We start from the raw sequence: 24,954 nt of genomic DNA, 5'->3' as shown, positions 1-24,954 counted from the left end.
GGTGGGTCAGTTTTACTTCGGTAGGGTGGGTCAGTTTTCAACCGGTGTTGACAGCTATACAGGCGGGCAGCTAATCAACGGTTTTTTTTCGTTGTTTTGAACAGTAGAGACGGCAGTAGATCTGAGTTGGGCATCGTAGTTCTTCCGTGGAGAGGAGAGCATTGCAGTGGGGAATAGCACACTGAGTGAGTTCACCGTTCCTGCGATTTGTGGTGAAAGGTTGCAATTAAGACAGGATCGGCAGGGCATCACGGGCTGATCAGGGGCGCAAAGCTGTGCTGTCTCGAACGCAATTCAGTCGCGGCTGACGGCTTTGAGTGGTTCCTTTTTTCACCGAGGTCACTCCAGCGTTCATCCCTTTTTGTCGAGACTGCTAAATCGTTGTGGCCGTGGAATGGGAGCATTGCCGCGTAAGACCGCTTTGATCGACTCGGCCGCCCGTTCGAGGCTTTCTTGATCGGCTGCGTACACCGCTTCTAACTGCCTAACCCTGGCTCTTCGTTTGACTTCCAGTATGTCCTCGATGCTGAAGTCTTCCGAAAGATTGTTGTCGTCGCTCATAAAGTTAACTCGCTCAGAGTTACTGGGACGTGCTTAAAAATTGATCCTAATGCACATTCTGCTGACGACCTAGGGTGTTATGGCCTCAATGACCAAACGGTTACAAAACTAGGGAAAGAAGAGGGCAGGTACTGGGCGCAGAGCTTTTTGGTACAACGGGCTATCTTGTCACTTCGTTGCAAACAGAGGAGTTGCGTCCCAATCGTAGCGAATCATTTTTTGAAACGAGTGCTTATGGGGGATAGCAGCTTGTATGAAGTGCAGATAGCGACCTAGAGGTGAGTGTGGCGCCACTGCGTGTGGGGGCGTGGTGATAGTTTTGTGGGGTACCGCCGCACTTATCAAGAGCGTCAGCGAAGTCCTCGGTCTATTGGAAGGCGCTAGCGATGAGGTAGCGGTTCTTACGCTTCCGGAATACCGATAGAACCGAATAAAGTGGGCAGTACCTCCGCCGCGTTTCCGATCAGCATGAGCTCGTTCGTCCCACCGAGCGCCACATCCATCAGGTTCACATGAATCACGATAGCTCCAGCGGCCAGTGCGATTTCAGGAATGTCTGCCGCTGGCATTACGACGCCTGAGGTCCCAACCGAGATCAAGACGTCGCAATCTTTGACCACACTCATTGCTGCTTTCCAGGCGCCGACCGGCAAATCCTCCTTGAACCACACTACCCCGGGTCGCAGCCTTCCATTGCATCGTTTACAGCGAGGCGGCTCAACCAGCACTACTTCATCGGAAACAGCCGCTTGCTCTGGTGTCAGTTCAGCGCTTCGATGGCAGGCAAAGCACTTCGGCTGTGCCAAGCTTCCGTGCAAGTGCACTACATCTTTCGAGCCGGCGCGTTCATGCAGGTCATCGATATTCTGAGTTACCACCGCTATCCGGAGGCCGGTGCTAGCCAAATGAGACACCGCGTAATGAGCAGTATTTGGTTTGGCTTGGCTTACTTGATGTCGTCGCCATAGATACCAGCCCCACACCAAAGCCGGATTTTCACGGAACGCATCAGCCGTTTCTAAGCGCTGAGGATCATATTTTTCCCAGAGCCCTGTGAGCTTGTCACGGAACGTGGGTATCCCGCTCTCAGCGGAGATTCCCGCGCCGGTAAAAAACACCACCTTCGTAGCCTCTCGCAAAGCTTCGGAGGCTTTATGCATATCGTTCATCCGGAAATTCCTGAGTCTGGTCTGCTTCGTTCCCAATCGGGAAACTCCCTTACCTTCAGCATAATCTCAGTCGGCGGGCAAGCCCACTTCAGTGCAGCTGCTCATTGCGGTATCGGACCCGCTCTGCGGAAGTGATCATCGAGCTGCGGACACCTAGCATCTAAACTTATGGGTATTGAAGGTAAAGCGACAGCGGTAGAAACTTCCTTAGCTGGACTAGACCTACGAAATTAGGCGACGAACCTGGTCGCCTTGTCTTGGACTGACGACCTCAGCGTGTGGAGGCTTAAATGACAATGCCATTTGAACGGAGCAGGTCCGTCGCACAAACTCATGCTTTCCTCACGGAGCTTGCTCGCGACACAGAAGTGCCCGAACGCGTTAGACAAAACGCTCACTTCCTTTTACGTCACTTTCCCACTAAGCACGATGTGCTGCAGGCTGGCCGAATTGAAGAGCAAGCGAAAAAATAGGGATAGGTACATATGGCCCCGTTTTTTGCTCCTCAACTGAAGACTGGTAGGAGCCCATCACGGGAGGCAGCTTCCGATCCAACTTCTGTGAATAATTCTGCGATTGTCCAATCTTCTGATCGTCTGGTTGGTGGGGACGATCAGGAAGCGATTCATTGAAGGTTAGGCTCGGACGCAGGTCACCTTACGTAATCGTCCAGGCACTCCGGCAGCAGCGTCACTTGCGTCCGGGCCTCGCCTTAAATGAATCGCTTCATGATCGTCCCCGCTACGATCTCGACGATCAGACAATTGCAGGTGTTTTCACACAGCCTGGACCCAATGCAGCCAGTGACAATTGGCAGTGATCGACCAGAATCGGTCGATCGCGAGGTGGAGCCGAGCCCGTTCCGCTACCCGGCAGACGCAACGCTAAGCGAATAAACACTTCACCCGTTTACTCGTAGATTTTTCCGCAGTACAAAAATTAGCGAATTGCCCCCAAGGATTGGAGCCTTGAAGCCCCCACGCCCTGGCGGAATACAAATCGAAGGGTGACTGGGAAAACGGGACGATAGAAACCTTCCTAGACGGAGCTATTCCATGGGCCGAGGCCAGTAATTTTGGCGTTGATCAGATTATTCTCGATGGTGTCGGCATTCGTCAGGCGACTGAGTCGAACGCTTTTGTAGCGGCCAGAAAACCTACATTCGATGCGCTGCTTGAGCGCTTTGCGAACAGCCCGACCTTGAACACTCAATGACTACGACGCCTGGGCTGAAAGCTTCTGGACCAGCAAGGCCCTGGATGTCGAGCCATAACGCGTGTCCATCTGCGAAAACGACGCCCAGTGTCGGATGCATCGGGCAGCCTCGAAGACCCGACCGTAACGCGCGGCAATCATGGACGTGACTTTGGTGTAAATGCCCTCGGTATCCAGTAACAAGCCGTCCATAGCGCTTTCCCTGCCTGCGCCAAAAGCTGAGTGGTCCAATAGTGCCATTCGGTTCCATCGAAAATTTGCGTAATGCTTTCTGCGTATCAGTGACCTGTCGCCGAAGGAAGCAGGCCGGGGGCTGATCGCCGTGCGCTGTGTCACACATTGGGGGCGCGACAAATCCAAATGCTGAATTAATCAACATTCACCGGGAACTTTCCGGGAAATGCTTGTCTCTCTTGCGTGAGAATAAAATCAGCACTGCGCTGAAATTCCTCCAGGGAAGAACGCCACTCGTACAGAGGAGTCAGGCTTTGAGAATACAGTTGACATGTATAACTTCGAATGTATCCTCATGTTCACTTCCGAAAATAAGAATGTTCATTGATGGACCGTCCGAAATGAAGTTTGAGTAAGCTCGTTTGGTATTTGTACCGGCGATATCTTCCTGTGCTTCATTGTGGTGCCTGATGCCCGGGACAGTGCATCTGTAACCGGTTTCACCGGAATATCTTTACTTGCCAGTACTGTTTTAACGGTTGTTGGATAATCGCGCTTTATTCAATGGAGTCGCCAACTTATGGCGGCTCGCGCTGCAGTATCTTGCTGAATTGTTTGCACTCGTCCAATAATTAGAATAATTGCTTTATTTATTGCTCGGCAACTCGTGCCGAGGATCAAGTGTCGCCCGTAGAAACAATTGACTGCATGGCAAGACTGCAGGGGTCATAAGCCCTAATGTCACCAGATGGTTACAAAGGCAACGATCCGAGCCTATGGACGGGAGGCATAACTTGAAGTAAACCGATCTGGAGATCGTAGATGAGTGTGTACGATTACTTTGATTGCGAGCTTGATTGCGATAACGACCTCCCGGACATAGAGATCATTGCGCAAAGCACCTCGCCACTGGGCATCGATCTGCTGCTGTGCGGCGAGACGGGAACCGGCAAGGACACCCTGGCCCAACGCATTCACGTGTTGTCGGGCCGCAAGGGCGGTTTTGTGGCCATGAACTGTGCGGCGATCCCGGAATCACTGGCCGAAAGCGAGTTGTTCGGTGTGGTCAGCGGCGCGTTCACCGGGGCCAGTCGTTCGCGAATGGGCTACATCGAAGCGGCACAAGGGGGCACACTGTACCTCGACGAGATCGACAGCATGCCGCTCAATCTCCAGGCCAAACTGCTGCGGGTGTTGGAGGTCCGGGCCATCGAGCGGCTGGGCTCGACCACGGTCATTCCGCTGGAGTTGTGCGTGATCGCCTCGGCCCAGAGGCCTTTGGACGAAATGGTCGAGCAGGGTCTGTTTCGCCGCGACCTGTATTTTCGCCTCAACGTCCTGACCATCCAGTTGCCGGCCCTGCGCGAACGTCGTGACCAGATCATTCCGCTGTTCTCCCAGTTTTCCAATACCGCCGCCAAAGACCTGGGACGCGGTCACAAAGCGCTGGGCGCGGCGCTGACCCAAGTGCTGCTCAGCCATTCCTGGCCCGGCAACATTCGTGAATTGAAGTCGGCGGCCAAGCGTTTCGTGCTGGGTTTTCCGCTACTCGGCGCCGGTCCTGGTGAAGACCTCGAGGGCCAGACCCTCAAGGCCCAGATGCGGGTCATCGAACGGATCCTGATCCAGGAAGCGCTCAAGCGTCACGGTCAATCGGTCGACGCGGTGAGCATGGAATTGGGTGTGCCCAGGCGCACGCTTTATCACCGCATCAAGTCGCTGGATATATTCCTCAAACACGAAACGCTGGAAAAAAAATTGGAACCCAAATTGACCCTGCCTCCACTCATGGATATCTCGCACTGATGCGAGTGTTCATTGTGGAGTTAAGACTATGGCTGGTATGGGTGGTGTAGGCGGCATGGCAAACAGTGCCGTAAACGGTTTCAACTCAGTTAAAGAAACCGCTAACTCGGTTAAAGGCAATGCACAAAACCAATCGGCAGCGGCCGATATGGCCGGCGGCGGCAAAGCAGCCGATGCGCAAATGAAAATGATGCAAATGCAGGATGAACAATCCGCTCGCAATATCATGCTGCAAGGTCAGGCCGCCATGCAAACCGAACAACGCAATACCCTGCAGGCCATCAGTTCCGCCCAGACCGATGCGGCGAACAAGCAAATTTCCAACGTCGCACAAAGTGCGAAAGGTATCAGCTATTAATCATCCCTATACCCTCTGTTAATCAGGGGGTTTTTGATCGTTAGCGAGACTCTTTTAATGTTAAATCCTCTATCCAGTGCAAGTGCGCTTCTGAACGTGGGGTCCATTGTTCCCGCGACCCTGACATCGGTGGCTTCCGAATCACTTAATACCCTCAAAGGTGTGGTGGACAAGTTAAGCAGTTCGCTGATGTCCGGCGGCCATCTGAATACCGATTCACCCTTGGGCAAGATGGTCGAACAACAGCTTAAAAAAGAGAACCCGCTCATGGCGTTGGCGGGTGGCGGCGAAGAGGGTGCCGTCAAGAAAGCGTTGGGCGACCTGATCAAAGACAAGCTCGGCAGCAATTTCGGCGCCTCGGCGGATGCCGGCATTGGCGGTAAAGGGCAGGGTGGTCAGGATTTGATGTCCCAGACCCTGCAAGGCTTGGGCAAGTCTTCGCTGGATAATGCGCTGACTGACAAGGGCGATGGCTCGACCTTCGACAAGGCCGACAAACCGCTCCTGCAGCAAGTCGCCGATTTCATGGACGCGAACAAAGCCGAGTTCGGCGCGCCGGATTCCGGTTCCTGGAGCAAAGAGCTCGACGAGAGCGGCGGCAAGGACAACTACCTCGACAAAGGCGAAACCGAGAAATTTCGCGCGGCGCTTGAGCAGGTTTCCCAGCAGATGGGCGCGGGCGATGCACAGGGGCCGCAAACGTTCCAGGGCAACGGCGGTTTGGGCAGCCTGCAACATGAACCCTCGACCAACGATTCCACTGGCGGCCAATCCAACGACCTGGCGCAACTGTTGGGCAGCAGCAATCCGTTGGACATCTTCAAGCAAGGGCTGGAAATGGGCCTGGGGATTGCCAGCGGCAAAGGTTTGGAAGGTGGCGCTGATTTCCTTGCTCAGCAAACTGGTTTGAGCCCGCAGTTGCAGCAGCACAGCCTGAAAAGCTCGGCCGCCGAAGCGGCACAAAACATCCTCGACGTGATGAGCGCGGGCCTTTCCTGACTCCTGGATCGCCGTGACCCCATCGCCCCCCTCGACACCGTCTGCCGGAGAACGCCCGTGAGTATTTCCCCCATCAACGCACCCAAGGGCGTCCCGGTCGATCATGACCAAGGGCTGGTTTCCGGTCCTGCGCAGGCGGATGTCGACTTATTCAACGGTGCTATGCGCACCGACCCTGCGCCGTCCGGACATATGGCCGACGGTGTGATCGGCGCGCTGTCCGAGCGTTTTCAGTCTCAGGAACAGCTGTCGCAACAGGCCCTGCGCTCGATGAAAACAGCGGCTGGCTCGGCCGATCCAATGGACATGGTCAAGATGAGCCGCTCGCTGTCCCAGTATTCGCTGCAGATGGCAATCACCACCAAAGTGGTGAGCAAGAGCGCTCAGGCGCTCGATAAATTGACCAACATGCAGTAGGCCTGACGTGAATTTTTTTGCTCCGATCCTGGTGCTGTGCCTGCTGTTGCTCAGTGGCTGCAGCGACGACACCGAACTGTTCGGCGGCCTCTCGGAGTCGGACTCCAACGAAGTCATCGCCAAACTGGCCGACCAACACATCGATGCGCGCAAACAGATGCAAAAGACCGGCGCGACCATCATCGTCCCCACCCGCGATATCAATCGTGCGGTGCGCGTGCTGGAAGCTGCCGGCCTGCCTCGGCGCGCCCGCACCAGCCTCGGCGAAATCTTCAAGAAAGAAGGGGTGATTTCCACGCCGCTGGAAGAACGCGCGCGCTACATCTACGCTTTGTCCCAGGAGCTGGAATCGACCTTGTCGCAAATCGACGGTGTGATCGTCGCGCGGGTTCATGTGGTGCTGCCGGAGCGCATCGCCCCCGGTGAACCGGTGCAACCGGCGTCGGCCGCGGTGTTCATCAAACACACGGCCGCCCTCGACCCGGACAGTGTCCGCGGGCGCATTCAACAAATGGTCGCGAGCAGCATTCCGGGGATGTCCCAGGAAGCAGCCAGTTCGAAAAAATTCGCCATTGTATTTGTCCCCGCCACCGAGTTTCAGGACAAGGAAAGCCTGGTGCGCTTCGGCCCGTTCCTGATCGACAGCCCCGACATCGGTTTCTGGAATGTCATGTCGCTGGTGATCCCGATCGGCCTGTTGCTGGTGCTGGCCGCGATTGCCCTGGCTTTGCGCCGTGATTGGCGCACGGCACTGCTTGCGCGTGTGTGGCCGGGCCGGCGCAGCGACTCGACCTTGCCGGCGCGCTTATGACCTCGGCCGACTGGGTGAACTGGTGGTGTGGCACCTGGCACTGGGCGCATCCGGGCTGGCACGCGCAGATGCTTTCGGCTCAAGGGCTGGAGGCCGGCGCATGTGACGCCGTGGCGCGCAGTCGCCAGGCGGATTTGCTCGCCAGCCTCGGCGTGGTCCCCAGTCAACCACCCGTACTCGACGCCAATGTGGTCCTGTGGTTGTCGCTGAATACGGAACAACGCCAGCAGGCACTGGTTCTCGCGAAGTCGATCTGTTGCGCCGCCGTGGGGGCCGAGGCCACCGTGTCGGTGCGTCACGACCTCTGGTGTCGAAGCCTGGCCAAGGCCCTGCGCCCGGGGCTGTGGCTCGATCCTCAAGCGACCGACATGCGTCCGCTGCTCGGCGCCTGGCTGGGCCCGATGTTCTGGCCGCGTTTGCGTCTGGGCTGGGCGCCGGGGGACGTTGGGGAGCTTGCGACTGACTTGCCGCCGAACAAGCTCGAGACCCTTTGGCGTGCGGTGCTGTGGCGAGTGTGGACGCCATGATCCTCCCCCGGGCATTTCGCTGATGCTGGTACGTCGACGCTTGTCTCTGGGCACCGGTGCTCTGCTGCGCGAGCCGATCCTGCGTCGCGAAGACCTGGCGGATGCGCAACGGGCCAGCGACGTGTTGCTCGCGGCGCAGGCTCAGGCCGAGGCCTTGATCGCGGCTGCTCAAACCCAGTGTCAGCGTTTGCTGGATCAGGCAGCCGGGGAGTTCTGGACGCAGGCCAACGACTTTCTCCAGGCCCTGGAAGATCAGCGCCAGGCCCTGCAAATCTCGGCGGTGGAATCGGCCGAGGCCATGCTCACACTGGCGCTGACCGGTCTGCTCGACGACACCGGCGTCGCTGAACGTGGCCGCGCGCTGGTCCGGCATCTGGCGGCGAGCCAAAGCTATGCCTGCAACGCGACCCTCAGTTGTCCCCCCGAGTTGTTCACCGACCTGCAAGCCTGGGTCGCCGACAGCCGCTTTGCCGCGCTGTGGCAGTTGCGCGACGACCCATCGATGCCGCCCCAGACCCTGCGCCTGAGCAGCGACGCCGGGGAGTTCGACCTCGATTGGCCAGGGTTGCTCCGCTGCCTGCTGGCGCAGGGTGACTGACCCTGTTGCACCCCGCATTCAACCTGTTGCGCAAAAAGTGGAACCCACTGGCGGTTTTGCTCCACTCACTGGCGACCCTTACCGTGGAGCGCACTTGATGATCAGTTTCAAAGCCTTGCAACATCGCCTCGACAACTCGTTCAGCAACAGCCAGACCAAAACCGATGAGGCGGCCCTCGATGCCGCTGACAGCGGCTCGCCTGAAGACATGATGGCGTTCAGCGATGCAGCGCAAAAAATGGCCACGGCCACTTCGGTGCTGAGTGAAGGTCTGCGCGCCCAACACGGTCTGACGAAAGCGATCATCGATGGAATTCAATGACTTCGTTGCGGTGGTCAGTCAGTGGTGCGAGCAGGGTGCTGGCGCACCGCTGGACTGTTGGATCGACGAGGCCAACGCCCGACTCGCGCGCGGCGAGGACGGCGTGCGTTGCAGCATCGACGTGCTGGATCCGTATGACGCCGCCGACCCCGATCGCCTGACCGCACTACTGATCCAGAGTAGCGCCGGGGTGGCCTGTCATTGCGAAGGCGCGTTGGCGCTGGATCCCGACAGCCACTGCCTGGTGCTGGTCAGTTGGCATCCTGCGCCCGGTGAAGCCCCGGTATTGCTGCAATGCCTGGAAAACCTGGCCAATCAACGCGCCGCGATGCTCAGCCTGTTACAGACCTCTTTGGGTAGCCTGACGAATGCTTCGTTGCCCCGTTCGACCCTCAATACCTGGCAACCAGGAGCGTGAAATGAAGGCTTTTAAGTGGTTGCCTTGGTTATTGATCTGGATGAGTGCCTCGGCATTTGCCGCTGTACCTGCGGCCTGGAAACACACGGCGTATGCCTATGATGCCAGTCAGGCTGATCTGGCAACGGCGCTGGCCGACTTCGCCAAGGAGTTCGGTCTGGGCCTGGCCATGGAACCGGTGGACGGCATCGTCGATGGCCGCATCAAGGCGCCGAATCCTCAGGCGTTCCTTGATCGATTGAGTCAGGAGCATCACTTCCAATGGTTCGTTTACAACGAAACGCTGTACATCAGCCCCACCAGCGAGCAGACCTCGGCGCGCATCGAAGTTTCCCCGGATGCCGTGGATGACCTCAAAAGTGCCCTGACCGACGTCGGCCTGCTGGATCCGCGATTCGGCTGGGGCGCCTTGCCCGACGAAGGCGTGGTGCTGGTGCGCGGGCCGGCCAAGTACGTCAATTTTGTGCGCGGCTACAGCAAGAAAGTCGACACCCCGGACGAGAAGCAGGACATCGTCGTGTTGCCACTCAAATACGCTAATGCCGCCGACCGCACCATTCGCTATCGCGATCAGCAACTGACCGTGGCCGGGGTTGCGAGCATTCTTCAGGACCTGCTCGAAACCCGTGCCCGAGGAGACACGATCAACGGGGTCAACCTGCTCCAGGGCTCGGGTTTGGGGGCTGGCGGCAACCCTTACGGCGGTGGTTCGACGCTGCTCGGCGGGCTCGACCCCGATAGCCTGCAAAAAGGCTTGGACCAAGTGCTGGCCAACACCGGTTCGAGGAAGGGTAAAAGCACTTCCGGCAGCAAATCGCGGATCCGCGTCAGTGCCGATGTGCGCAACAACGCGGTGCTTATCTACGACGCGCCCAAACGCAAGGCGCTGTACGAGAAACTGGTCAAACAACTGGATCAGCCGCGCAACCTGATCGAAATCGATGCGGTGATTCTCGACATCAACCGCGAAGACCTGGCCGAATTGTCCAGCAGCTGGAACATCTGGGCCGGCGGCACCAACGTCAGTGCATCGTTGCTCGACTCCGGTTCCAGTTCGACCTTGTCGGTGGAAAACTCCGGCCGATTTGCCCTCGCCATTCATGCGTTGGAGGGCAAGGGTTCGGCCACGGTGGTCGGCAATCCGTCGATCCTGACCCTGGAAAACCAGCCGGCCGTGATCGATTTCAGCCGCACTGAATACCTGACCGCCACTGGCGAACGGGTCGCCGATATCCAGCCGATCACCGCCGGCACCAGCTTGCAAGTGATTCCCCGTTCGCTTAATCACGACGGCAAATCCCAGGTGCAACTGATCCTCGATATCGAGGACGGGCAGATCGACGCCTCAGTGCTCAACCCGTCGCAACCGAGTGTACGCAGAGGCAACGTCAGCACCCAGGCGGTGATCGCGGAACACGGGTCGTTGGTGGTGGGTGGTTTCCATGTGCTGGAGTCCGACGACAAGGTGCGCAAGATTCCCTACCTCAGTGATATTCCGCTGATCGGCAAAATGCTGTTCACCTCCAGCAGCCACCGCACCAACAAGCGCGAACGGTTGTTTATCCTGACGCCACGGCTGATCGGCGACCAGGTTGATCCCTCGCGCTACGTCGAAAACGGTAACCCCGACGATGTCGATGCCGCGTCCAAACGCATCAGTGGTCGGCGTGACGGTGGGCAACCGACGCGCATCGATGTACAGAACGCCTTCACCCAATTGCTCGACGGCATCGCTCCGGCCGGGTTCACCAGCAGTGACCAGTTGCCGTTCATTCCCAACACCTTGTGCGACGGCAGTTCCGGGGTAGTGATAGATGGCGAGCGCGCCCAGTGGTACACGCAAAAGCAATGGGGCGTGGCGGTGGTGGTGGCGCGTAACGCGACGGACCAGCCTCAACGCATTGATGAAAGCACCTGCGGCGGTCGCTGGGTGCTGGGCGTCAGCGCATGGCCCAAGGCCTGGCTGCAACCGGGCGAAGAAAGCGAAGTGTTCATCGCCGTGCGCCAACCCAAATCACTCTCGGCCAGCGCCCAGGCGCGCGCCTCGCTACTCAAGGAAGCGACACCATGAACAAGGCTTTGTGTGGGGCGTTGCTGGCGGTGTGCGCGTTGCTGGACGGCTGCGCGAGTTCGCGCGCCGGTTGTTTTGCCGAGGCCTGCGAGCGGCCCGATTCCAATGATCGCGAACTGGTGATCTGGTGGCCGGCGGACATGCGCCAAGGTCTCGAATCGCGTGAGCGGACACTCGACTTCACCGTCGTGCCACTAAGGGATTGAACGCTATGATCCGAGTTTCAGAGAAGGCTGCGTTCTACGCAAAAGTCGCTGCCGAACAGGCTGCGGTCTGGCCGGTTGCGGCGGGCATTTCGTTCGTCAGTCGCCGCGAACACCAGGACTGGGGCATTGCCTTGCACATCGAAAGCCGCTCGCTCAAACCCCAGCAACTGCGCACGGCACTGGAGCGGCGCTTCACTCAGTCGCACCTGTTTCCCGATTACTTCCTGTTCCTCGATTCCCAGCGCGATTTCGTGGTGTGGCACGCCACGCCCATCGGCTCGGGCAGCCAGGTTTGCCTGGACGATATCCGCCAGCATCAACTGCTGCTGGCGGGGCTCGATCACTTGAGCGATGGCGCTCACTGACCTTCCTGAGCGTTTTCTATTTGCGCGCGCAAGGCATTGGCCCTGCGATGGGTGACGGCGCCGCCCTGAGGTTCGCTGCTCGGTCGGGTGATGACCGGTTGTGCCGGTGCTGGCGGGGTGTCGAGGGCCTTGCGCACACTGCCGTGGGCCTGGAACGTCTGGTTCATGGTGCGATAGGCCAACCCCATAGCCGCCGCGGTACCGGCGTTGCCGAGGAAACTGCCGAGGGCCGCCGAGGTGTTGCCGCGCGTGAGTTCGCCCATGGCCATGTTGATGGCGCTGGCCAGGCTGGTCCAGGCCACACGGGCCGGGGATTGATCGAGAATCCGCCCGTAATCCTTGAGTGGCAGGCTCACCTCAAACTGCTGGGTGGTGCCAGCCTGGCGGGTGTCGAAATGCTTTTGCAGGTGATTGTCCATGATCGCGATCACGGTGTTGAACGCCGCGCGAGTCCCGGCCAGGGTCTGGATCGATTGCGCCAGCGCCTCACCCCGTAGCGGCAAATTATCAGCGCCGGTCAATGCCGGGCTCGACAGAGTCTGACCCGGCGGCAAGGTCTGCGGGCTGACCGAATCCTGGACGAAGCCCATGGTCAGGGTCATCGCGCCGTAGGCCCAGCCGAGCAACGCCATGTTGTCCTGGTTGACCCCGTGGGTTTTGGTGTCGTCGTGCTTGTCGGTCATGCTCAGGCTGGCCTGCATGGCTTCACGCGACACGGCGTAAATCACGTTGCGTAACTGGGTCGAGAGGATCCGCGCGCTCAAGGCGCCGTCACCGCGAGCCGCGCCCAGTGCGCCGAGGCTCAGGTAGATGGCCTCGGCGGCGACCTGGTTGCGGGTGACGTTGCGTGAATCGCGCTGCATCTGCGTGCGCAGGGCGTCCTGTTTATCGGGTGTCAGGCCAGTCCATTTGGCTTCGCTCAAGGCAAAGTGACCGCGCACGGCAACAGTCGACTCGGCGCCGAGACGCTCCAGACGCGCTTGACGCACGTAGACCTGCGTCGCGATCGACGCCAGGGAAATCGCTGCTTGCAACGCCAGGGCACCCCCGGGGCTTTTCTGCGCCAGGCCATCGGCCAGGGCGCTGTAGGCATGCATGAACGCGATTTCGCGGGCGTAAGTCGGCAGGCCGCAGGTGACCATCTGTTGCAGGGTCTGGCCGGCCGCCGCGAGGGTGGTGCGCCCCGAGGGCAGATTGGCGGCGCTGTCACTCCAGGCTTGCACCGCGCCGCGCTTGATGCCTTGCCCGGTCGCAACACCAGTGCGCACGGCCTGATCGCGAACTGCCGCACCGGCCTGGCTGACGCTTGCATACGCCGGGGACAAGTAGCCACGGTGGAACGTCTGGCCCAGGCTCATCGCCGCTTGCGCCGCCCGTGTGGTGAAACCGGGCGGTGGCGGTGGCGCCTGCCCGCGTTCCAGGTCTGCCGGAGTGCGGCCCGCGCCCAGTGGTTGCAGTTCGAGGTGCGTTGCCTGGTGGGGGGCAACGCCGGATGTTGCGGGTCTTACGTCCATGCCGGATTCCTCTTCGGTAGCGCGGCGGGCGAAGGCGCGACAAAACTGTCGGCCAGTTGGGCAACGTCCAACAGCCAGTCGGCGAAGGCCTCGCCGTCCAGCCCGGTGCTGCCCCAGCGGCTTTGCAGGCAACTGCCCTGCGGTGCAAGGGCGACAGCGCAGCCTGTCAGGAGCATCAATTGCAGGTTGGCGCGCAGGGCCTGTTCCCGTTGGACGGCAGTGCGTAGCGGCGTGTCGATGGGTGTGCTGACCAGCACATTGCGCTGGTCGCCGTCGGCAATCACTTCAAACGAGCGAGCGCCGATTCGAATCACGCCGACGGTCTGGAGTTGTGCCGCGGGCGGCGGTTCAATGCCCAACCGCTGCAACGCTTGAATCAGCAAAGGCCGGTGCCAGCGCTGGTCCATGGCGGCCTTGGCGGCCTTGGCGGCGGGCGCCGTGTCTGGGCTGGACGGCGGTGGCGCAACGGAGGACGGCTCGCTGTGTCCGGTGGCCGAACTCAACGCCGTGGCGCCGGCCACCAGGCTTTCGGCGACGGCAATCAGTTGATCGAGTTCGCTGGCCAAACCTGGGTGATCCGAGTACGGCCGATACGCCAGGCGACTGACCAGCAAGCCGTGACCGCGTTCGTCCAGAGCCCCGGCGCATGCGCTCATGGCACTGATGCAGCAATTGGCCCGCAGCAGTAACTCGTTCCACAGCAATGGGGTCAGGTTGTCGGGGCGCGGCAGTTGCGCCAACACGATCCATTGCGTCACCGGTTCGCTTTGCCAACGCGTCAATTGCAGGGTCAGCCCCGGCAGTTGTAATTCGCCGCTGCGGGCAAAGTCGCGGGCCGGCTGTTCGGCGATGCCCAGGCGTTTCGCGGCGTTGAACAGCCACGCGGCGGCGGCTTCGGGAAGGGGCGTGTCGAGCGGCTGTCGCTGGGTCGGATTCATGAGCTGCACTGCCGGAAGTTTTGAAGGCCATTGAAGCCTTTTAACGTTGCAGTTTCGTGAATCCGGCGCTCTGGATCAGTGCTCTTCGAGCTGAATGATCTCGTCGGTGATCTCGTCGAGCTGACGGATCACCTGGTAGATATGCGCCACTTCCAGCAGGGTCGGGCGCGGGATGTGGCGGCCGATCCTGACCTTGTACAAGGTGCGCGCCAGCCACACGCTTTGCACGATCGGAATCTTCGCCCGTTTGGCCCGCTCGATCAGCGCCAGGGCATCTTCGTCTTCGCCCTTGCAGTGAATCAGCGGCAACGGCGTCTGGCCTGGCCGGTAGTACAACGCCACCGCAAAGTGCGTCGGGTTGACCAGCAGCAGGTCGGCGTCTTCCAGCGGTTTGGCCGGCGTCGTCGGTTCTTCGTTAAGCAGTTCGTGGGCCAGTTGCCGGCGATGACCTTTGACGTGCGGGTCGCCCTCGGATTCCTTGTATTCCTTCTTGATGTCCTCGTGGCTCATGCGCATTTTCTTGGCGTGGAAATACTTCTGCAGTGCGTAATCGACCAGCGCCAGCACCAGCAGCAAGCCCAGGGTGCTGCGCAGAATGCTGCGAAACAGTGTGAGCAGGGCGTGCCAATAGGTGGTCAGGTCCGAGTCGGCCAGCAGGATCAACTTGCCCAGCACCGGTTTGATCGACACGTACAGCGTGACGCCGATGGCGATGGCCTTGAGGATGCTCAGCAGCAGCGTCGTCAGGTTCTGCCCGGAAAACATCTGCTTGAGGTGGCCGATCGGGTTGAGTTTGCCGAGGTCGATTTTCAAGGCCTTGGGCGCAAACAGAAAGCCAATCTGTATCCAGCTGCCGGCCAGGCGCATCAGTATGGCCACGCCGACACTCAGCAGGATGAACGAGATCAACACCCAGGTGGCCTCGCCGATCAGTTCGGTCAAGGTGCTGAGAAACGGTTCGTTCATGCGCTTCAACGACAGGCTCAGCAGGTGTTCGAGCTTCTCCACGCTTTGATCGGCCATGCCCAGGCAGACCTCGCTGACCACCATCAACACCAGCAGTTTGCTCAGGTCCTGGCTCTGCCCGACCTGGCCTTTCTCCCGGGCATCGCGCAGTTTCTTGGGCGTGGCTTTTTCGGTTTTTTCGCTCATGGCACCAGCACCAGATGCCCGAGCAGAAACTTCAGGTCGAGCAACTTTTGCAGTTGACCGTTACCCAGTTCCAGCAGCGTCGGCAGGTACACAAGCAGGAACGCCAGCCCGGCCATGCTTTTGGCCGGCATTGCCAGCACCGAGACATTCAGTTGCTGGGCGTACAACCCGACGATAGCGAACGCGGCTTCGATCAACAGCAGCAAACCAATGAACGGCGCGGCGTACAGCAATGCGTGTTGAAGGGTCAGGTTCAACTGGCCGAGGAAAATATCCAGGCCCTGGCCGTTCATCCCCGGCAGCCATACGGTGGGCGGCCAGACTTCATAGCTGTCCCAGATCACCTGAGTAATCAGCGACAGACCGCCGGACAGAATCACCAACATGATCAGCGCTTCCTGGAACAACTCGCCCAGTGGCGTGGCGTCCGGCCCCAGCGACGGGTTGATCTGGCCGCCACTCAAGGCGCCACGCTGGCTGTCGAGCAATGCCCCGACCGTGGCGAACATCCAGAACGGCGCGTACAGCAACAACCCCAGCAGCACCCCCAGCACCGACTCCTTGAGCAGCAGCCCGACGATGGTGTACCAGCTGTCGTTTTCCAGGGCCAGCACCCGGCCGATGCTAGGCGCAGGCACCAGCGAAATCGCGCAAGTTACGCCATAGCGCAATGGCCCCTTGATGTGCTTGAAGCAGAACGCCGGGACCAGAATCAGGCACGGCAGGATCCGCGCGATGGCCAGGCCCATGCCGAGCATCAGCTCGAACAGGCTCTCGGCGTCGAACGGCATCAATGGGCGCCGCCGGAGCGGGCGATCAGGTCGAATGACAGGTTGATGAACTGGATCAGCTCCACACCGATCCAGCGCCCAGTGGCGGCGAGGGTCAGGCCGACGGCGGCCAGTTTGATGCCGAAGGGCAGGGTCTGGTCCTGAATCTGCATCAGCGCTTGCACCAGCGACGTCAGTACGCCGACCAGCACTGCGACGCCGAGGGGCGGTGCGGTGAGGATCACCACCAGAAACATGCCTTGCTTGAACAGTGCCAATGCTTCCACGGTGGGCCTCACATATAGGAATAAAACAGGCTGTCGAGCAGCCGCGACCAACCCTGCACCAGCACAAACAACAACAGCTTGAGCGGCAGCGAGATGGTCATGGGCGAGACCATTTGCATGCCCAGCGCCAGCAGCAGATTGGAGACGATCAGGTCGATGACGATGAACGGGATGTAGATCAGAAAACCGATCTGAAACCCGGCCTGCAACTCCGACAGCACGAACGCCGGGATCGCCAGCAGCAGGTCGTTGCTGCTGGCTTTTTCGGCCATTTCCGCCGGCCACATACGGTGAGTGTTTTCCAGCAAGTGCGCTTGCACGTCGGGGTCGGTGTTGCGGCTCATGAAGCGCTGGATCGGCTCCATCACCGTGTTGGCGCTGACCTGGAGTTTTTCCGTGGTGCCCATTTCCAGCGGGTTGTCGTGAACTCGTTGCTGGATCTCGTTCGCCACCGGGGCCATGACGAACATCGTCGCGGCGAGCGCAATGCCGTACATCGCCATGTTCGGTGGCACTTGCTGCACGCCGATGGCGTTGCGGGTGATCAACAGCACCATGGAAATTTTCAGGAACGCCGTGCAGACGATCAAAAACAGCGGGACCAATGACAACGCGCCGAGCAGCAGCGCGAGCATGATCGGGTTCATGCCCTCCATAATCATCGGTCGAATACCACGCGCGTGATTTGCAGACCGAGGCGGCCGTCCACGTCCACCAGTTCGCCGTGAGCCACGACCCGTTCGCCGTGGCACAGGGTCGCTTCGCCGAGCGCCACGCCAGCGACCTCCAATACCAAACCCGGCGCCAGGCGTTGCAAGGCTTCCAGGCTCAGGCTGACGCCACCACTGCGCACCGTCAGGTCCAGGCTCAGACCGGCCAGGGGCGAGGAGGGCAGGACGGGATCTTCCGTCAGCGATTCGGCCGGCGCGTCATCGTCAACAGTCTCGGCCGCTTCGGCTTCGGCAACGTCGCCGTCGATCTCCGGCAGCACATCTTCGTACAGCGCGTCATTGTCCATCGTGAAGGTCCTCTTCGCGGATCAGCCGCAGCTGCAAATGCTCGTTCGACGCCTGGGTCTCGACGCTCCAGTGACGGTGGCCCAGGCGCAACTGGCCGTTGCCTTCACTGTCGAAAAGCGTCTCGCTGGGCAGCAGCACATCGCCGACCCGTAATGAACCCAATTGGTTAATCGTCAGGGCCAGGTGACCGAGCACCACCGGGTAGCGTAGCGACCAGTCTCCGGGCAACGGTTGTTCGATGGCTTGCCAGTGGGCGGCGTCCAGGATCCGCAGCAGGGTGTCGGCGGCGCAGCTCAGCACGCCGTGGACGGTTTCGCCGGCCAGTTGCACGCTGAGGCGGCAATCGAGGCGATCAGGCAGCGGTTCATCGACCCCTTCAAGCGGTTCCAGCGGCGCGAATACCCCGGCCAGCACCGGGCTCAGTTGCTGATTCACGTATTGCCAGTACCAAGCTTGCAGCGGCCCGGCGCACACCACCGGCGCAGCACCGAACAGGCTCAGCAACGCATCGGCATTGCTCAGGCGCAACAGCCCACGGGCGCTGCCAAATGCCATGGTTTCAGCGCTTTGGGGGGGCAGCATCGGGCTCAGGGTCAGTTGGCCGTTATCGCCAGCGCTGGAGAACGCCAGCCAGCGACCACGCCCGAGCAGACGACTGGCGGTGGCGACCGAGGGCGAGACCTGGCGCAGTTTCAACGGCTTCATGCGCCACCCATCGACAGCTCGACATCGTGTCCCAGCGCCTTGGAGAACGCCTCTTCGCAGGCTTGATGGCGGGCGCTCAAGCGCTCCAGCACGTCGCTGCGCTCGAAGCCCAGCTCAATCGCCCAGAGGCTGTCGCGCTTGTTCGCCCGGACCTGCACCTTGCCCAGGTTGGGCATCAACAACGTTGCGCTGAAGGGCTGGTTGCCGTGGGCCGGCAGTTGCAGTGCCAGTTCGTCGATCAACTGCGTCGGCACGCCGTCTGCCGGGGCGAACATGTTGAAGTGGCTGCCACTACCGGTGCCGGACTGGTCGCCCTTGCCGCCGCCCGAGGGCAGCAGCAGTTGTTCGAAGTACAACCCGTCGGCGTCCAGGTGGCGACTGCTGTCGCGACCCTGATTCATCCGGTTGTCGGCGAAACGATGGCGCTCCGGCTCGTTGCGCCGAGGCGCCGGGTTGCTGGCGGGCGAATGCTCGTTCTGAGGCTGGATCGCCGCTGGCGCGGCTTTCTGTGGCGGGCGCGCAGGCGGGTGATGGATCGGTGCGTTCAACGGCTCATTCCTCATTCAGGTTCTCGCTCAGGCAGGCGAGTTTTTCCACGGCCCGCTGCCGGGCCTCGGCCTCCAGCCGCGCTTGCTCGATGCGTTGTTGTTGCAGTTCGATGCCGTGGCGCAATTGGTTGGCGCTCTGGCGGATGTAGGCGAGTCGGTCGAGCATGCGACGCTCCTTGTCATGCCAGCGATCGACGTCGCCCAGTTCCATGGTTTTTTCCAGGTGCGCGGCGGACAACTGCTGGCGCCGGACCTTCTGGTTGTCCCGTTCCTGAACCCAGGCATGCTCGGTCAGGCGCAACTGCTCGTGCATCGCCGTCAACGCGTCCTGCAACTGGCGTTGGGCGCGTTCGGCGCGAGCCTGACGATGCTGGCGCAAGGGTGTCAGCACGCCGATCACTTGCTCCATGGCCACTCGGTTCGGGTCGGCTTCGAGTTCGTCGTCCATGCTCACTCCGGTAACTGCGAGGTGAGTTGCGTGAGCAGCTCAAGGGTGGTTTCCAGCGACACCGGTTCGCGCAGGTCCTGGCGCAGGAAGGCGTTGATGGCGTCGTTGAGTTGCACCGCGCAATCGGTGACCGGGTCGGACCCCGGCTGGTACTCGCCCAGGCGCAGCAGCATTTCCACTTGCCGATAGGCCGCCATCAAGCGGCGCAGGCGATTATTGGCTTGCTGGTGTTCGCGGCCGGTGACGTTGCTGAGGATCCGGCTGATGCTGGCGGGCACGTCGATGGCCGGGTAATGCCCGCGCTCGGCGAGTTTGCGCGAGAGCACGATGTGGCCGTCGAGCAACGAGCGCACCTCATCGGCCACCGGATCGTTCATCGAATCCTGCTCGATCAGCACCGTGTAGATCGCGGTGATCGAGCCGTTTTCGCTCATGCCGGCGCGCTCCACCAGTTGCGGCAACAGGGTATACACCGACGGCGGCAAACCGCCGCGGCCCAACGGTTCACCGGCGGCGATGCCGATTTCGCGCTGGGCCCGGGCGAACCGGGTCAGGGAGTCGATCAGCAGCAAGACTTTCATGCCGCGCTTGCGAAACGCTTCGGCGATGGCTGTGGCGGTGAACGCCGCGCGGGCGCGTTCCATGCTGGAGCGGTCGGACGTGGCGCAGATCAGCACCGAACGCTGACGCAGGGTGTCGTCCAGTTCATGGTCGAGAAATTCACGCAGCTCGCGGCCCCGCTCACCGATCAAGCCGAAGACGATCACATCGCAATCCATGTTGCGCGCCATCTCCGCCAGCAGCGTGGTCTTGCCGCAACCGGCCCCGGCGAACAGCCCGACCCGCTGGCCTTCCCCCAGCAGGATCGCGCTGTCGATGGCGCGGATGCCGGTGGGCAACGCCGAACTGATCCGGGGTTTTTGCATTGGCGGCAAGGCGTCGGCGATCACCGGGGTGGTGGTGCGGCGGTCATGCAGACCGGCAAACGCACCGTCGCCATCCCCCAGCAGCGGTCGGCCGAAACCGTCGAGCACGCGGCCGAGCAAACTGTCATCGACGCCAATGCGATGGGCCATGCCCAACGGGCGAATGCGCGCGCCAACCTGGATGCCGTCCGGGGTGCCCAACGCGCTGAGCAAGGTGCATTGCGTGGTGAACCCGACGATCTCGGCGAGCATGGCGCTGCCATCGGCCTTGCTCACTTCGCACAAGTCGCCGATCTTCGCGGCCGGCACCTGGCACTCCAGCAGAATGCCGCTGACCGCCGAGACACGGCCGCTGATGCGCACCGCCGAGGCCTTCGACAGTCGTGCGGTCTGTTCGCGGGTCCATTGCGCCAGGGCCGCGTTCACCAGCGCACCTCGACATGCCGGTCGCCGTCGAACTCGATGCGCTGATCGTCGATCCGGCTCAGGCGCAGGCCTTCGAGGGTATCGCCGATGTACAGCCGCTGCCCTTCGCTGGTGACCAAGTGGGCGTTGGTGCCGCCGATGATCTGCACGATCACGAAGGGCAGGCCGGCCCCCGCCGTGGCAACCTGATCGAGCAACGGCACCGGCAGTTCGTAACGCTCGTTGAAGCGTTGCAGCATCCGTTGGTAGACCAGCAATGCGTCATCCTTCAGGTTGCCGGTGAGGGCCAGGCCTTCGCCGCTGTCTTCGATGTTGACGTCGGTCAACAGGCGGTCGCTGAGCAACAGGTTGAGTTGACGACGCACCGCTTCGCGAGTCGCCAGTTTGACTTTCGCCGCTGACGGCGCGTCGAGGGTTTTCGGTTTGTCCTTGGCGACGGGCGCGGCGACGGTCGCCTCGGGTGCTTTGATGGCCTCGGCCGGAGGGTTCGAACCGCCGCGACTGAAGCCCCAGGCGCTGCCCATGATGCCGATCAGCACGCCGACGATGACGGCACCGGTGCGGTCGAATCGCGTCGAGCGTGAGGACACTTTTTTCAGCGGCGGTGATTGCCCGGGCGTGTCTTCGACGTTTTGTGTTTGTGCCGCCACCGGCACCAGCGGCCACGCCTGCTCGGCGGCCGACAGGCACAGCCAGACATTGCCCAGGGCGAACGTCTGGTTTGGCGCCAGTTCGGTCACCGTGCGGGCGTGGCCTTCTTCGTCGTTAATCAGGCTGTCTTCGGCGTTCAACTGCCAGCCGTCCTCGGTTCGGGTCAACCGACAATGCAGGGCGGCGACACCGGGGTCGTACAGCGCCAGATCGTGCCCGGCGTCGGCGCCGATCAGCCACTGTTCGCCAATCAACGGCAATGCGGCGCCCTGGTGCAGGCCACTCAACACCCGCAATTCAAACATCACGACAGTCTCCGGGCATCAGGCCGCATAGTCGTCCTCCAGCGCTTGTTGGTCTTCTTCCAGATCGAAACGGCCCATCACTTTCACTTCGGCGACGTTGCTGATCTCGGCGAAGGACAGCACCGGGACATGGTGGAATTCGTCCTGCAGCAAGGTGCGCAACGGGCTGCGCAAGTCCTGTGCGACCAGCAGCACGGCACGTTCGGCCGCGCGCAGGGGGAAGGCAATGCGCAGTTGCTGCACCAGTTGCTGGCTCGATCCGTTGCTCAGGGCAAAGAAGGTTTCGGTCTGGGTCTGGCGCAGGCTGTCGCGCAGGATGCCTTCGCTTTCCGGGGTCAACAGCCACACCAGCAAACCGTTGGCGCCGCAGTACTGGTTGTAGATCAGCGATTTGAGGGCGATGCGCACGTAGTCGGTGAGGGCGGTGATGTCGCGTTCGTGCTGACCGTGTTCGATCAGGGTTTCGGCGATCACCCGGATCGCCCGCAGCGGCACGCATTCAGACGCCAACCGCTGCAACACCGAGGAGAAACGCGCCAGTGGCAGCACCCGTTGCATCTCTTGGGCGAGTTCCGGTTGTTCGGATTCGAGCCAGCCGAGGATCGCCTTGGTTTCCTGCAACCCGATGAACTGCGGCCCGCACGCCTGCAACGCGCGCTCCATGCGCTCGACAATCAGGGTGCTGGGGCTGATGGTTTCCACCGCGCTGCCCTGCAGTTGCGCGGCATCGGCAGGCAACCACAGCCATTGGCTTTCCTGGCGATCGAGACTGCCGGCAACGGCCTGTTCCAATTGGCCGGCCTCCAGTGCACCGACGTCGATGGCGACGTGGGTCTGGTTGAACGTGGCCTTGAGCATCGGCACTTCATAGACCGAGAAACGGAATTCATCCGGCGCCAGGTGCTCGGCGGTCTCGATGATGAACGAGGGCAGGGTCAGGCCGTAATGCACCACCAGGCGGTTGCGCCGTTGACGGATTTCGCTGACCAGCGCTTCGATCTGCGCCATGTCCTGGCGGGGGTGGAATTGCAGCAAAAACTGCCGGCTCGGGGTGAAGGTGCGCAAGTCTTCGTTGCCGTTGTCCTCCGGCGCCACGGCGACCGGTTGGTCCTGCGCGGATTTGGGTTTGGCCCGCTGCATTTGCAGCACGCCGCCGAGGCTGCAGATGATCGCGATCACGATGAAGACGGCCGTCGGCATCCCCGGCATCGCGGCAAACCCCAGCATCGCCACCGACGCAATGATCCAGGCCTTGGGCTGGCTGGTGATTTGCTCGGCGATCTCGCGACCGATGTTGGCTTCCACCCCCGGATTGTCGTTGGACACCCGGGTGATAATCATCCCCGAAGTGACGGAAATCAGCAGCGCCGGAATCTGCGCAATCAGGCCATCACCGATGGTCAGCACGGTGTACAACTGCACCGCGTCGCCTGCGGTCATGCCGTGCTGGATCACGCCAATGGAGATCCCGCCGATCATGTTGATCGCGACGATGATCAGGCTGGCGATGGCATCGCCGTTGACGAATTTCATCGCCCCGTCCATGGCACCGAACAACTGGCTTTCTTTACCCAGTTCTGCGCGCCGGCGGCGGGCTTCGTGGACGCTGATAAGGTTGGCGCGCAAGTCGCTGTCGATGGACATCTGCTTGCCGGGCATGGCGTCAAGGGTGAACCGCGCGCCGACTTCCGCCACCCGTTCCGAGCCCTTGGTGATCACCAGGAAGTTGACCACAGTGAGGATCATGAAAATCACCATGCCCACCGCCAGGTTGCCACCGACCACGAACTGCCCGAAGGCCTCGACGATGTGCCCGGCATCCTGGTCCAGCAGGATCAGGCGGGTGGTGGAAATCGACAGCGCCAGGCGAAACATCGTGGTAATCAGCAACACCGAGGGAAAGGTCGAGAACGCCAGCGGGCGCGGCAGTTGCATGGCCAGCATGATCAGCAGGCAAGAAATACAGATGTTGATGGCAATCAGGATGTCCACCAGCCAGGTCGGCAGCGGGGTAATCATCATGAACACGATGGCGAGCACGACAAACGCGCCGACGATCTCCGAGCGGCGCATGGCCGCCAGGGCGACCTGGTTGAGCGCGTTAATAATCCATTGCATCAGGCAGTGTTCCCCAGGGTCTGGTTTTGCTCTTGGCGGGTGAGCTCCGCCATCAGCGTCAGCAAGTTTCCCAGGGCGGTCTGGCGGGCTTTGAGGTCGCGCCATAACAGAATGGGCAATTGCTGCAGCATCGGACGCAGACCGTTGAGGAAGGCCAGTTGGTGCTTGAGTTTTCTACCGCCGACAAATTGCGTCAGCTGCAGGGTTTCATGCAGGTTCATGCCCTTGCCCGAGAGCGTCAGCAGGTGCTTGAGAAAGGTCGGTGCATTCAATTGCAATGCGGGGTTTTTGCCGCGCATGCGGCCCAGCAAGTGCTCGCTGGTTTGCAACAGCGTCGCGACATGGCGGGCGGTGTTCAGGCCGTGCATGAGGTTGCGCAGTTGTTGTTGGGTGCTCGACGGGTTCAGGGCCGCGAGGTCGTCGGCGATGGCGCCGCGCAGATCGCGCAGGGTCGGGGCAAATTGCCGTTCGCCTTCTTCCTGGCCGAGCAGGGTGTCGATCAGCCCGGAAATGCTTTGCTGGCCGACCACGCCCGAATAGTACAAATCGCGCAGGGTCTGGCGGCGTTGCGGGTTGAGGCTGGACTTGGCAAACGCCCGGGCAGTGTTGATGCCGGCCTGGGCCTTGCTGCCGTGTTCGCGCCGCAGCAGCTTGAGTTGCTGGTTCAGGTTGACGTGTTCGCTGCTGGCCCCTTCGTTATAGGCCTGGCGCGAAGCGGCCTGGAGCATCACATGGGCCTTGGCGGCGTCGTCACCACTGAGTGCCAAAACTTGCGCAATGGTCGGCGTCTGGTTTTTCAGTTGTTTGCGCAGCTCCCGGGCCGCGCTGTCCAGGCCCTTGTCCTGACTGCCCATCAGCAGTTGATAAAGCTCACCGAGCTTGACGGCCTTGGATTGCAGCGCATTGGTGCTGGCCATCAGATCGCGCTGGCTCAGCGTCCGGCTCTGTTGAATCAGCGCCGAGGCAAACCGCGTGACTTGCTGAGTCGAAGTGCCTTGATTGGTCGGCGGCGTGCTCTGGGCAAGCAGCGCCGCCGACCGTACAGGCGTCGCCGGGGCCGGTTGCTGGACATGGGGAATGTTCGGAGCCGCAATCTTCATAGCGCATGTCTGTCAGGGGTTATGCGCAGT

Annotated in this window: 30 protein-coding genes; 13 read left to right on the top strand and 17 right to left on the bottom strand. The window is 61.0% G+C overall.

What is annotated here, in order from left to right; genetic code table 11:
- Positions 1–351 precede the first annotated feature (351 nt).
- The gene (locus tag BK662_RS18885; protein WP_123359305.1) at positions 352–561 is read right to left on the bottom strand and encodes a hypothetical protein; all 210 of its coding nucleotides are present in this window, start codon (positions 559–561) and stop codon (positions 352–354) included.
- 401 nt (positions 562–962) lie between these two features.
- Positions 963–1,730, bottom strand: coding sequence for an SIR2 family NAD-dependent protein deacylase (locus BK662_RS18880; RefSeq protein WP_123359304.1), 768 nt, complete (start codon positions 1,728–1,730; stop codon positions 963–965).
- Between the two features lie 290 nt (positions 1,731–2,020).
- Between BK662_RS18880 and BK662_RS35710 the strand changes: the two genes are divergently transcribed.
- Positions 2,021–2,203 (top strand): BPSL0761 family protein, encoded by a 183-nt coding sequence (locus tag BK662_RS35710; protein WP_311196291.1) that lies wholly within the window; start codon positions 2,021–2,023, stop codon positions 2,201–2,203.
- 742 nt (positions 2,204–2,945) lie between these two features.
- Here the strand turns inward: BK662_RS35710 and BK662_RS18870 are convergent.
- Positions 2,946–3,137 (bottom strand): hypothetical protein, encoded by a 192-nt coding sequence (locus BK662_RS18870; protein ID WP_185047158.1) that lies wholly within the window; start codon positions 3,135–3,137, stop codon positions 2,946–2,948.
- A gap of 804 nt (positions 3,138–3,941) precedes the next feature.
- Between BK662_RS18870 and BK662_RS18865 the strand changes: the two genes are divergently transcribed.
- The 12 genes from BK662_RS18865 (at position 3,942) to BK662_RS18810 (ending at position 12,017) form a co-directional block, all read left to right on the top strand.
- Positions 3,942–4,925 carry a sigma 54-interacting transcriptional regulator gene (locus BK662_RS18865; RefSeq protein ID WP_123359302.1) on the top strand — a complete coding sequence of 328 codons (984 nt, stop codon included), beginning with the start codon at positions 3,942–3,944 and terminating at the stop codon, positions 4,923–4,925.
- A gap of 28 nt (positions 4,926–4,953) precedes the next feature.
- On the top strand, positions 4,954–5,283 hold the full coding sequence (locus tag BK662_RS18860; RefSeq protein WP_259695939.1) for a type III secretion system major pilin HrpA: 330 nt from the start codon (positions 4,954–4,956) through the stop codon (positions 5,281–5,283).
- Between the two features lie 57 nt (positions 5,284–5,340).
- Positions 5,341–6,282: a hypothetical protein gene (locus BK662_RS18855; protein ID WP_123359301.1), complete on the top strand. Its 942-nt coding sequence runs from the start codon at positions 5,341–5,343 to the stop codon at positions 6,280–6,282.
- 57 nt (positions 6,283–6,339) lie between these two features.
- The gene (gene sctI, locus BK662_RS18850; RefSeq protein ID WP_123359300.1) at positions 6,340–6,699 is read left to right on the top strand and encodes a type III secretion system inner rod subunit SctI; all 360 of its coding nucleotides are present in this window, start codon (positions 6,340–6,342) and stop codon (positions 6,697–6,699) included.
- A 7-nt stretch (positions 6,700–6,706) separates the two neighbouring features.
- Positions 6,707–7,510 (top strand): type III secretion system inner membrane ring lipoprotein SctJ, encoded by an 804-nt coding sequence (sctJ, locus tag BK662_RS18845; RefSeq protein WP_123359299.1) that lies wholly within the window; start codon positions 6,707–6,709, stop codon positions 7,508–7,510.
- A complete protein-coding gene (locus BK662_RS18840) occupies positions 7,507–8,037 on the top strand; it encodes a type III secretion protein (protein WP_259695938.1) in 531 nt (176 codons plus the stop codon). The genes sctJ and BK662_RS18840 overlap by 4 nt, the downstream gene beginning before the upstream one ends.
- 22 nt (positions 8,038–8,059) lie before the next feature.
- The gene (sctL, locus tag BK662_RS18835; protein ID WP_123359298.1) at positions 8,060–8,635 is read left to right on the top strand and encodes a type III secretion system stator protein SctL; all 576 of its coding nucleotides are present in this window, start codon (positions 8,060–8,062) and stop codon (positions 8,633–8,635) included.
- Between the two features lie 97 nt (positions 8,636–8,732).
- Positions 8,733–8,957: a type III secretion protein gene (locus BK662_RS18830; protein ID WP_123359297.1), complete on the top strand. Its 225-nt coding sequence runs from the start codon at positions 8,733–8,735 to the stop codon at positions 8,955–8,957.
- A complete protein-coding gene (locus tag BK662_RS18825; protein WP_123359296.1) occupies positions 8,944–9,375 on the top strand; it encodes a type III secretion protein in 432 nt (143 codons plus the stop codon). Before BK662_RS18830 ends, BK662_RS18825 begins: the two co-directional genes overlap by 14 nt.
- Before the next feature lies 1 nt (position 9,376).
- Positions 9,377–11,446, top strand: a complete 2,070-nt coding sequence (gene sctC / locus BK662_RS18820; protein WP_123359295.1) for a type III secretion system outer membrane ring subunit SctC — start codon at positions 9,377–9,379, stop codon at positions 11,444–11,446.
- Entirely contained in the window at positions 11,443–11,652 is a 210-nt protein-coding gene (hrpT, locus tag BK662_RS18815) for an HrpT family type III secretion system protein (protein ID WP_123359294.1), read from the top strand. The genes sctC and hrpT overlap by 4 nt, the downstream gene beginning before the upstream one ends.
- A 5-nt stretch (positions 11,653–11,657) precedes the next feature.
- A complete protein-coding gene (locus BK662_RS18810) occupies positions 11,658–12,017 on the top strand; it encodes a type III secretion protein HrpV (protein WP_123359293.1) in 360 nt (119 codons plus the stop codon).
- On the opposite strand, the gene BK662_RS18805 is transcribed toward BK662_RS18810, so the two are convergent.
- The 14 genes from BK662_RS18805 to sctW all read right to left on the bottom strand — a co-directional run bounded on the left by BK662_RS18805 (position 12,011) and on the right by sctW (position 24,924).
- On the bottom strand, positions 12,011–13,531 hold the full coding sequence (locus tag BK662_RS18805) for a hypothetical protein (protein ID WP_123359292.1): 1,521 nt from the start codon (positions 13,529–13,531) through the stop codon (positions 12,011–12,013). The two genes, BK662_RS18810 and BK662_RS18805, sit on opposite strands and share 7 nt — an antisense overlap.
- Entirely contained in the window at positions 13,522–14,469 is a 948-nt protein-coding gene (locus tag BK662_RS34660) for a CesT family type III secretion system chaperone (RefSeq protein WP_148057938.1), read from the bottom strand. The genes BK662_RS18805 and BK662_RS34660 overlap by 10 nt, the downstream gene beginning before the upstream one ends.
- A gap of 75 nt (positions 14,470–14,544) precedes the next feature.
- Positions 14,545–15,621, bottom strand: coding sequence for a type III secretion system export apparatus subunit SctU (gene sctU, locus BK662_RS18785; protein ID WP_123359289.1), 1,077 nt, complete (start codon positions 15,619–15,621; stop codon positions 14,545–14,547).
- Positions 15,618–16,412: a type III secretion system export apparatus subunit SctT gene (gene sctT, locus BK662_RS18780; protein WP_123359288.1), complete on the bottom strand. Its 795-nt coding sequence runs from the start codon at positions 16,410–16,412 to the stop codon at positions 15,618–15,620. Before sctT ends, sctU begins: the two co-directional genes overlap by 4 nt.
- Positions 16,412–16,678: a type III secretion system export apparatus subunit SctS gene (sctS, locus tag BK662_RS18775; protein ID WP_123359287.1), complete on the bottom strand. Its 267-nt coding sequence runs from the start codon at positions 16,676–16,678 to the stop codon at positions 16,412–16,414. The genes sctT and sctS overlap by 1 nt, the downstream gene beginning before the upstream one ends.
- 8 nt (positions 16,679–16,686) lie before the next feature.
- The gene (sctR, locus tag BK662_RS18770) at positions 16,687–17,340 is read right to left on the bottom strand and encodes a type III secretion system export apparatus subunit SctR (protein WP_123359286.1); all 654 of its coding nucleotides are present in this window, start codon (positions 17,338–17,340) and stop codon (positions 16,687–16,689) included.
- A complete protein-coding gene (locus BK662_RS18765; RefSeq protein ID WP_123359285.1) occupies positions 17,337–17,696 on the bottom strand; it encodes a FliM/FliN family flagellar motor switch protein in 360 nt (119 codons plus the stop codon). Before BK662_RS18765 ends, sctR begins: the two co-directional genes overlap by 4 nt.
- Positions 17,686–18,402, bottom strand: a complete 717-nt coding sequence (locus BK662_RS18760) for a type III secretion system protein (protein ID WP_123359284.1) — start codon at positions 18,400–18,402, stop codon at positions 17,686–17,688. Before BK662_RS18760 ends, BK662_RS18765 begins: the two co-directional genes overlap by 11 nt.
- On the bottom strand, positions 18,399–18,950 hold the full coding sequence (locus tag BK662_RS18755; protein ID WP_259695937.1) for a type III secretion system HrpP C-terminal domain-containing protein: 552 nt from the start codon (positions 18,948–18,950) through the stop codon (positions 18,399–18,401). Before BK662_RS18755 ends, BK662_RS18760 begins: the two co-directional genes overlap by 4 nt.
- A 4-nt stretch (positions 18,951–18,954) precedes the next feature.
- Positions 18,955–19,398, bottom strand: a complete 444-nt coding sequence (locus BK662_RS18750) for a type III secretion protein (protein ID WP_123359283.1) — start codon at positions 19,396–19,398, stop codon at positions 18,955–18,957.
- A 2-nt stretch (positions 19,399–19,400) separates the two neighbouring features.
- Positions 19,401–20,750 carry a FliI/YscN family ATPase gene (locus tag BK662_RS18745; protein WP_123359282.1) on the bottom strand — a complete coding sequence of 450 codons (1,350 nt, stop codon included), beginning with the start codon at positions 20,748–20,750 and terminating at the stop codon, positions 19,401–19,403.
- A complete protein-coding gene (locus BK662_RS18740) occupies positions 20,747–21,706 on the bottom strand; it encodes an FHA domain-containing protein (RefSeq protein WP_123359281.1) in 960 nt (319 codons plus the stop codon). The genes BK662_RS18745 and BK662_RS18740 overlap by 4 nt, the downstream gene beginning before the upstream one ends.
- Before the next feature lie 18 nt (positions 21,707–21,724).
- Entirely contained in the window at positions 21,725–23,824 is a 2,100-nt protein-coding gene (sctV, locus tag BK662_RS18735) for a type III secretion system export apparatus subunit SctV (RefSeq protein ID WP_123359280.1), read from the bottom strand.
- Entirely contained in the window at positions 23,824–24,924 is a 1,101-nt protein-coding gene (gene sctW, locus BK662_RS18730) for a type III secretion system gatekeeper subunit SctW (RefSeq protein ID WP_123359279.1), read from the bottom strand. Before sctW ends, sctV begins: the two co-directional genes overlap by 1 nt.
- Between the last annotated feature and the right edge of the window lie 30 nt (positions 24,925–24,954).

It is taken from the genome of Pseudomonas frederiksbergensis (genome assembly GCF_003732275.1).
GTDB classification, from domain to species: Bacteria; Pseudomonadota; Gammaproteobacteria; order Pseudomonadales; family Pseudomonadaceae; genus Aquipseudomonas; species Aquipseudomonas frederiksbergensis_H.
Note: the sequence above shows the minus strand (reverse complement) of the source record. Positions and strands in the feature narration are given on the sequence as shown.

Coding starts and splice junctions, on each gene's coding strand:
- BK662_RS18885 (WP_123359305.1), bottom strand. CDS start 561: ATGAGCGACGACAACAATCTTTCGGAAGACTTCAGCATCGAGGACATA.
- BK662_RS18880 (WP_123359304.1), bottom strand. CDS start 1,730: ATGAACGATATGCATAAAGCCTCCGAAGCTTTGCGAGAGGCTACGAAG.
- BK662_RS35710 (WP_311196291.1), top strand. CDS start 2,021: ATGACAATGCCATTTGAACGGAGCAGGTCCGTCGCACAAACTCATGCT.
- BK662_RS18870 (WP_185047158.1), bottom strand. CDS start 3,137: ATGGACGGCTTGTTACTGGATACCGAGGGCATTTACACCAAAGTCACG.
- BK662_RS18865 (WP_123359302.1), top strand. CDS start 3,942: ATGAGTGTGTACGATTACTTTGATTGCGAGCTTGATTGCGATAACGAC.
- BK662_RS18860 (WP_259695939.1), top strand. CDS start 4,954: ATGGCTGGTATGGGTGGTGTAGGCGGCATGGCAAACAGTGCCGTAAAC.
- BK662_RS18855 (WP_123359301.1), top strand. CDS start 5,341: ATGTTAAATCCTCTATCCAGTGCAAGTGCGCTTCTGAACGTGGGGTCC.
- BK662_RS18840 (WP_259695938.1), top strand. CDS start 7,507: ATGACCTCGGCCGACTGGGTGAACTGGTGGTGTGGCACCTGGCACTGG.
- sctL (WP_123359298.1), top strand. CDS start 8,060: ATGCTGGTACGTCGACGCTTGTCTCTGGGCACCGGTGCTCTGCTGCGC.
- BK662_RS18830 (WP_123359297.1), top strand. CDS start 8,733: ATGATCAGTTTCAAAGCCTTGCAACATCGCCTCGACAACTCGTTCAGC.
- BK662_RS18825 (WP_123359296.1), top strand. CDS start 8,944: ATGGAATTCAATGACTTCGTTGCGGTGGTCAGTCAGTGGTGCGAGCAG.
- sctC (WP_123359295.1), top strand. CDS start 9,377: ATGAAGGCTTTTAAGTGGTTGCCTTGGTTATTGATCTGGATGAGTGCC.
- hrpT (WP_123359294.1), top strand. CDS start 11,443: ATGAACAAGGCTTTGTGTGGGGCGTTGCTGGCGGTGTGCGCGTTGCTG.
- BK662_RS18810 (WP_123359293.1), top strand. CDS start 11,658: ATGATCCGAGTTTCAGAGAAGGCTGCGTTCTACGCAAAAGTCGCTGCC.
- BK662_RS18805 (WP_123359292.1), bottom strand. CDS start 13,531: ATGGACGTAAGACCCGCAACATCCGGCGTTGCCCCCCACCAGGCAACG.
- BK662_RS34660 (WP_148057938.1), bottom strand. CDS start 14,469: ATGAATCCGACCCAGCGACAGCCGCTCGACACGCCCCTTCCCGAAGCC.
- sctU (WP_123359289.1), bottom strand. CDS start 15,621: ATGAGCGAAAAAACCGAAAAAGCCACGCCCAAGAAACTGCGCGATGCC.
- sctT (WP_123359288.1), bottom strand. CDS start 16,412: ATGCCGTTCGACGCCGAGAGCCTGTTCGAGCTGATGCTCGGCATGGGC.
- sctR (WP_123359286.1), bottom strand. CDS start 17,340: ATGATTATGGAGGGCATGAACCCGATCATGCTCGCGCTGCTGCTCGGC.
- BK662_RS18765 (WP_123359285.1), bottom strand. CDS start 17,696: ATGGACAATGACGCGCTGTACGAAGATGTGCTGCCGGAGATCGACGGC.
- BK662_RS18760 (WP_123359284.1), bottom strand. CDS start 18,402: ATGAAGCCGTTGAAACTGCGCCAGGTCTCGCCCTCGGTCGCCACCGCC.
- BK662_RS18750 (WP_123359283.1), bottom strand. CDS start 19,398: ATGGACGACGAACTCGAAGCCGACCCGAACCGAGTGGCCATGGAGCAA.
- BK662_RS18740 (WP_123359281.1), bottom strand. CDS start 21,706: ATGTTTGAATTGCGGGTGTTGAGTGGCCTGCACCAGGGCGCCGCATTG.
- sctV (WP_123359280.1), bottom strand. CDS start 23,824: ATGCAATGGATTATTAACGCGCTCAACCAGGTCGCCCTGGCGGCCATG.
- sctW (WP_123359279.1), bottom strand. CDS start 24,924: ATGAAGATTGCGGCTCCGAACATTCCCCATGTCCAGCAACCGGCCCCG.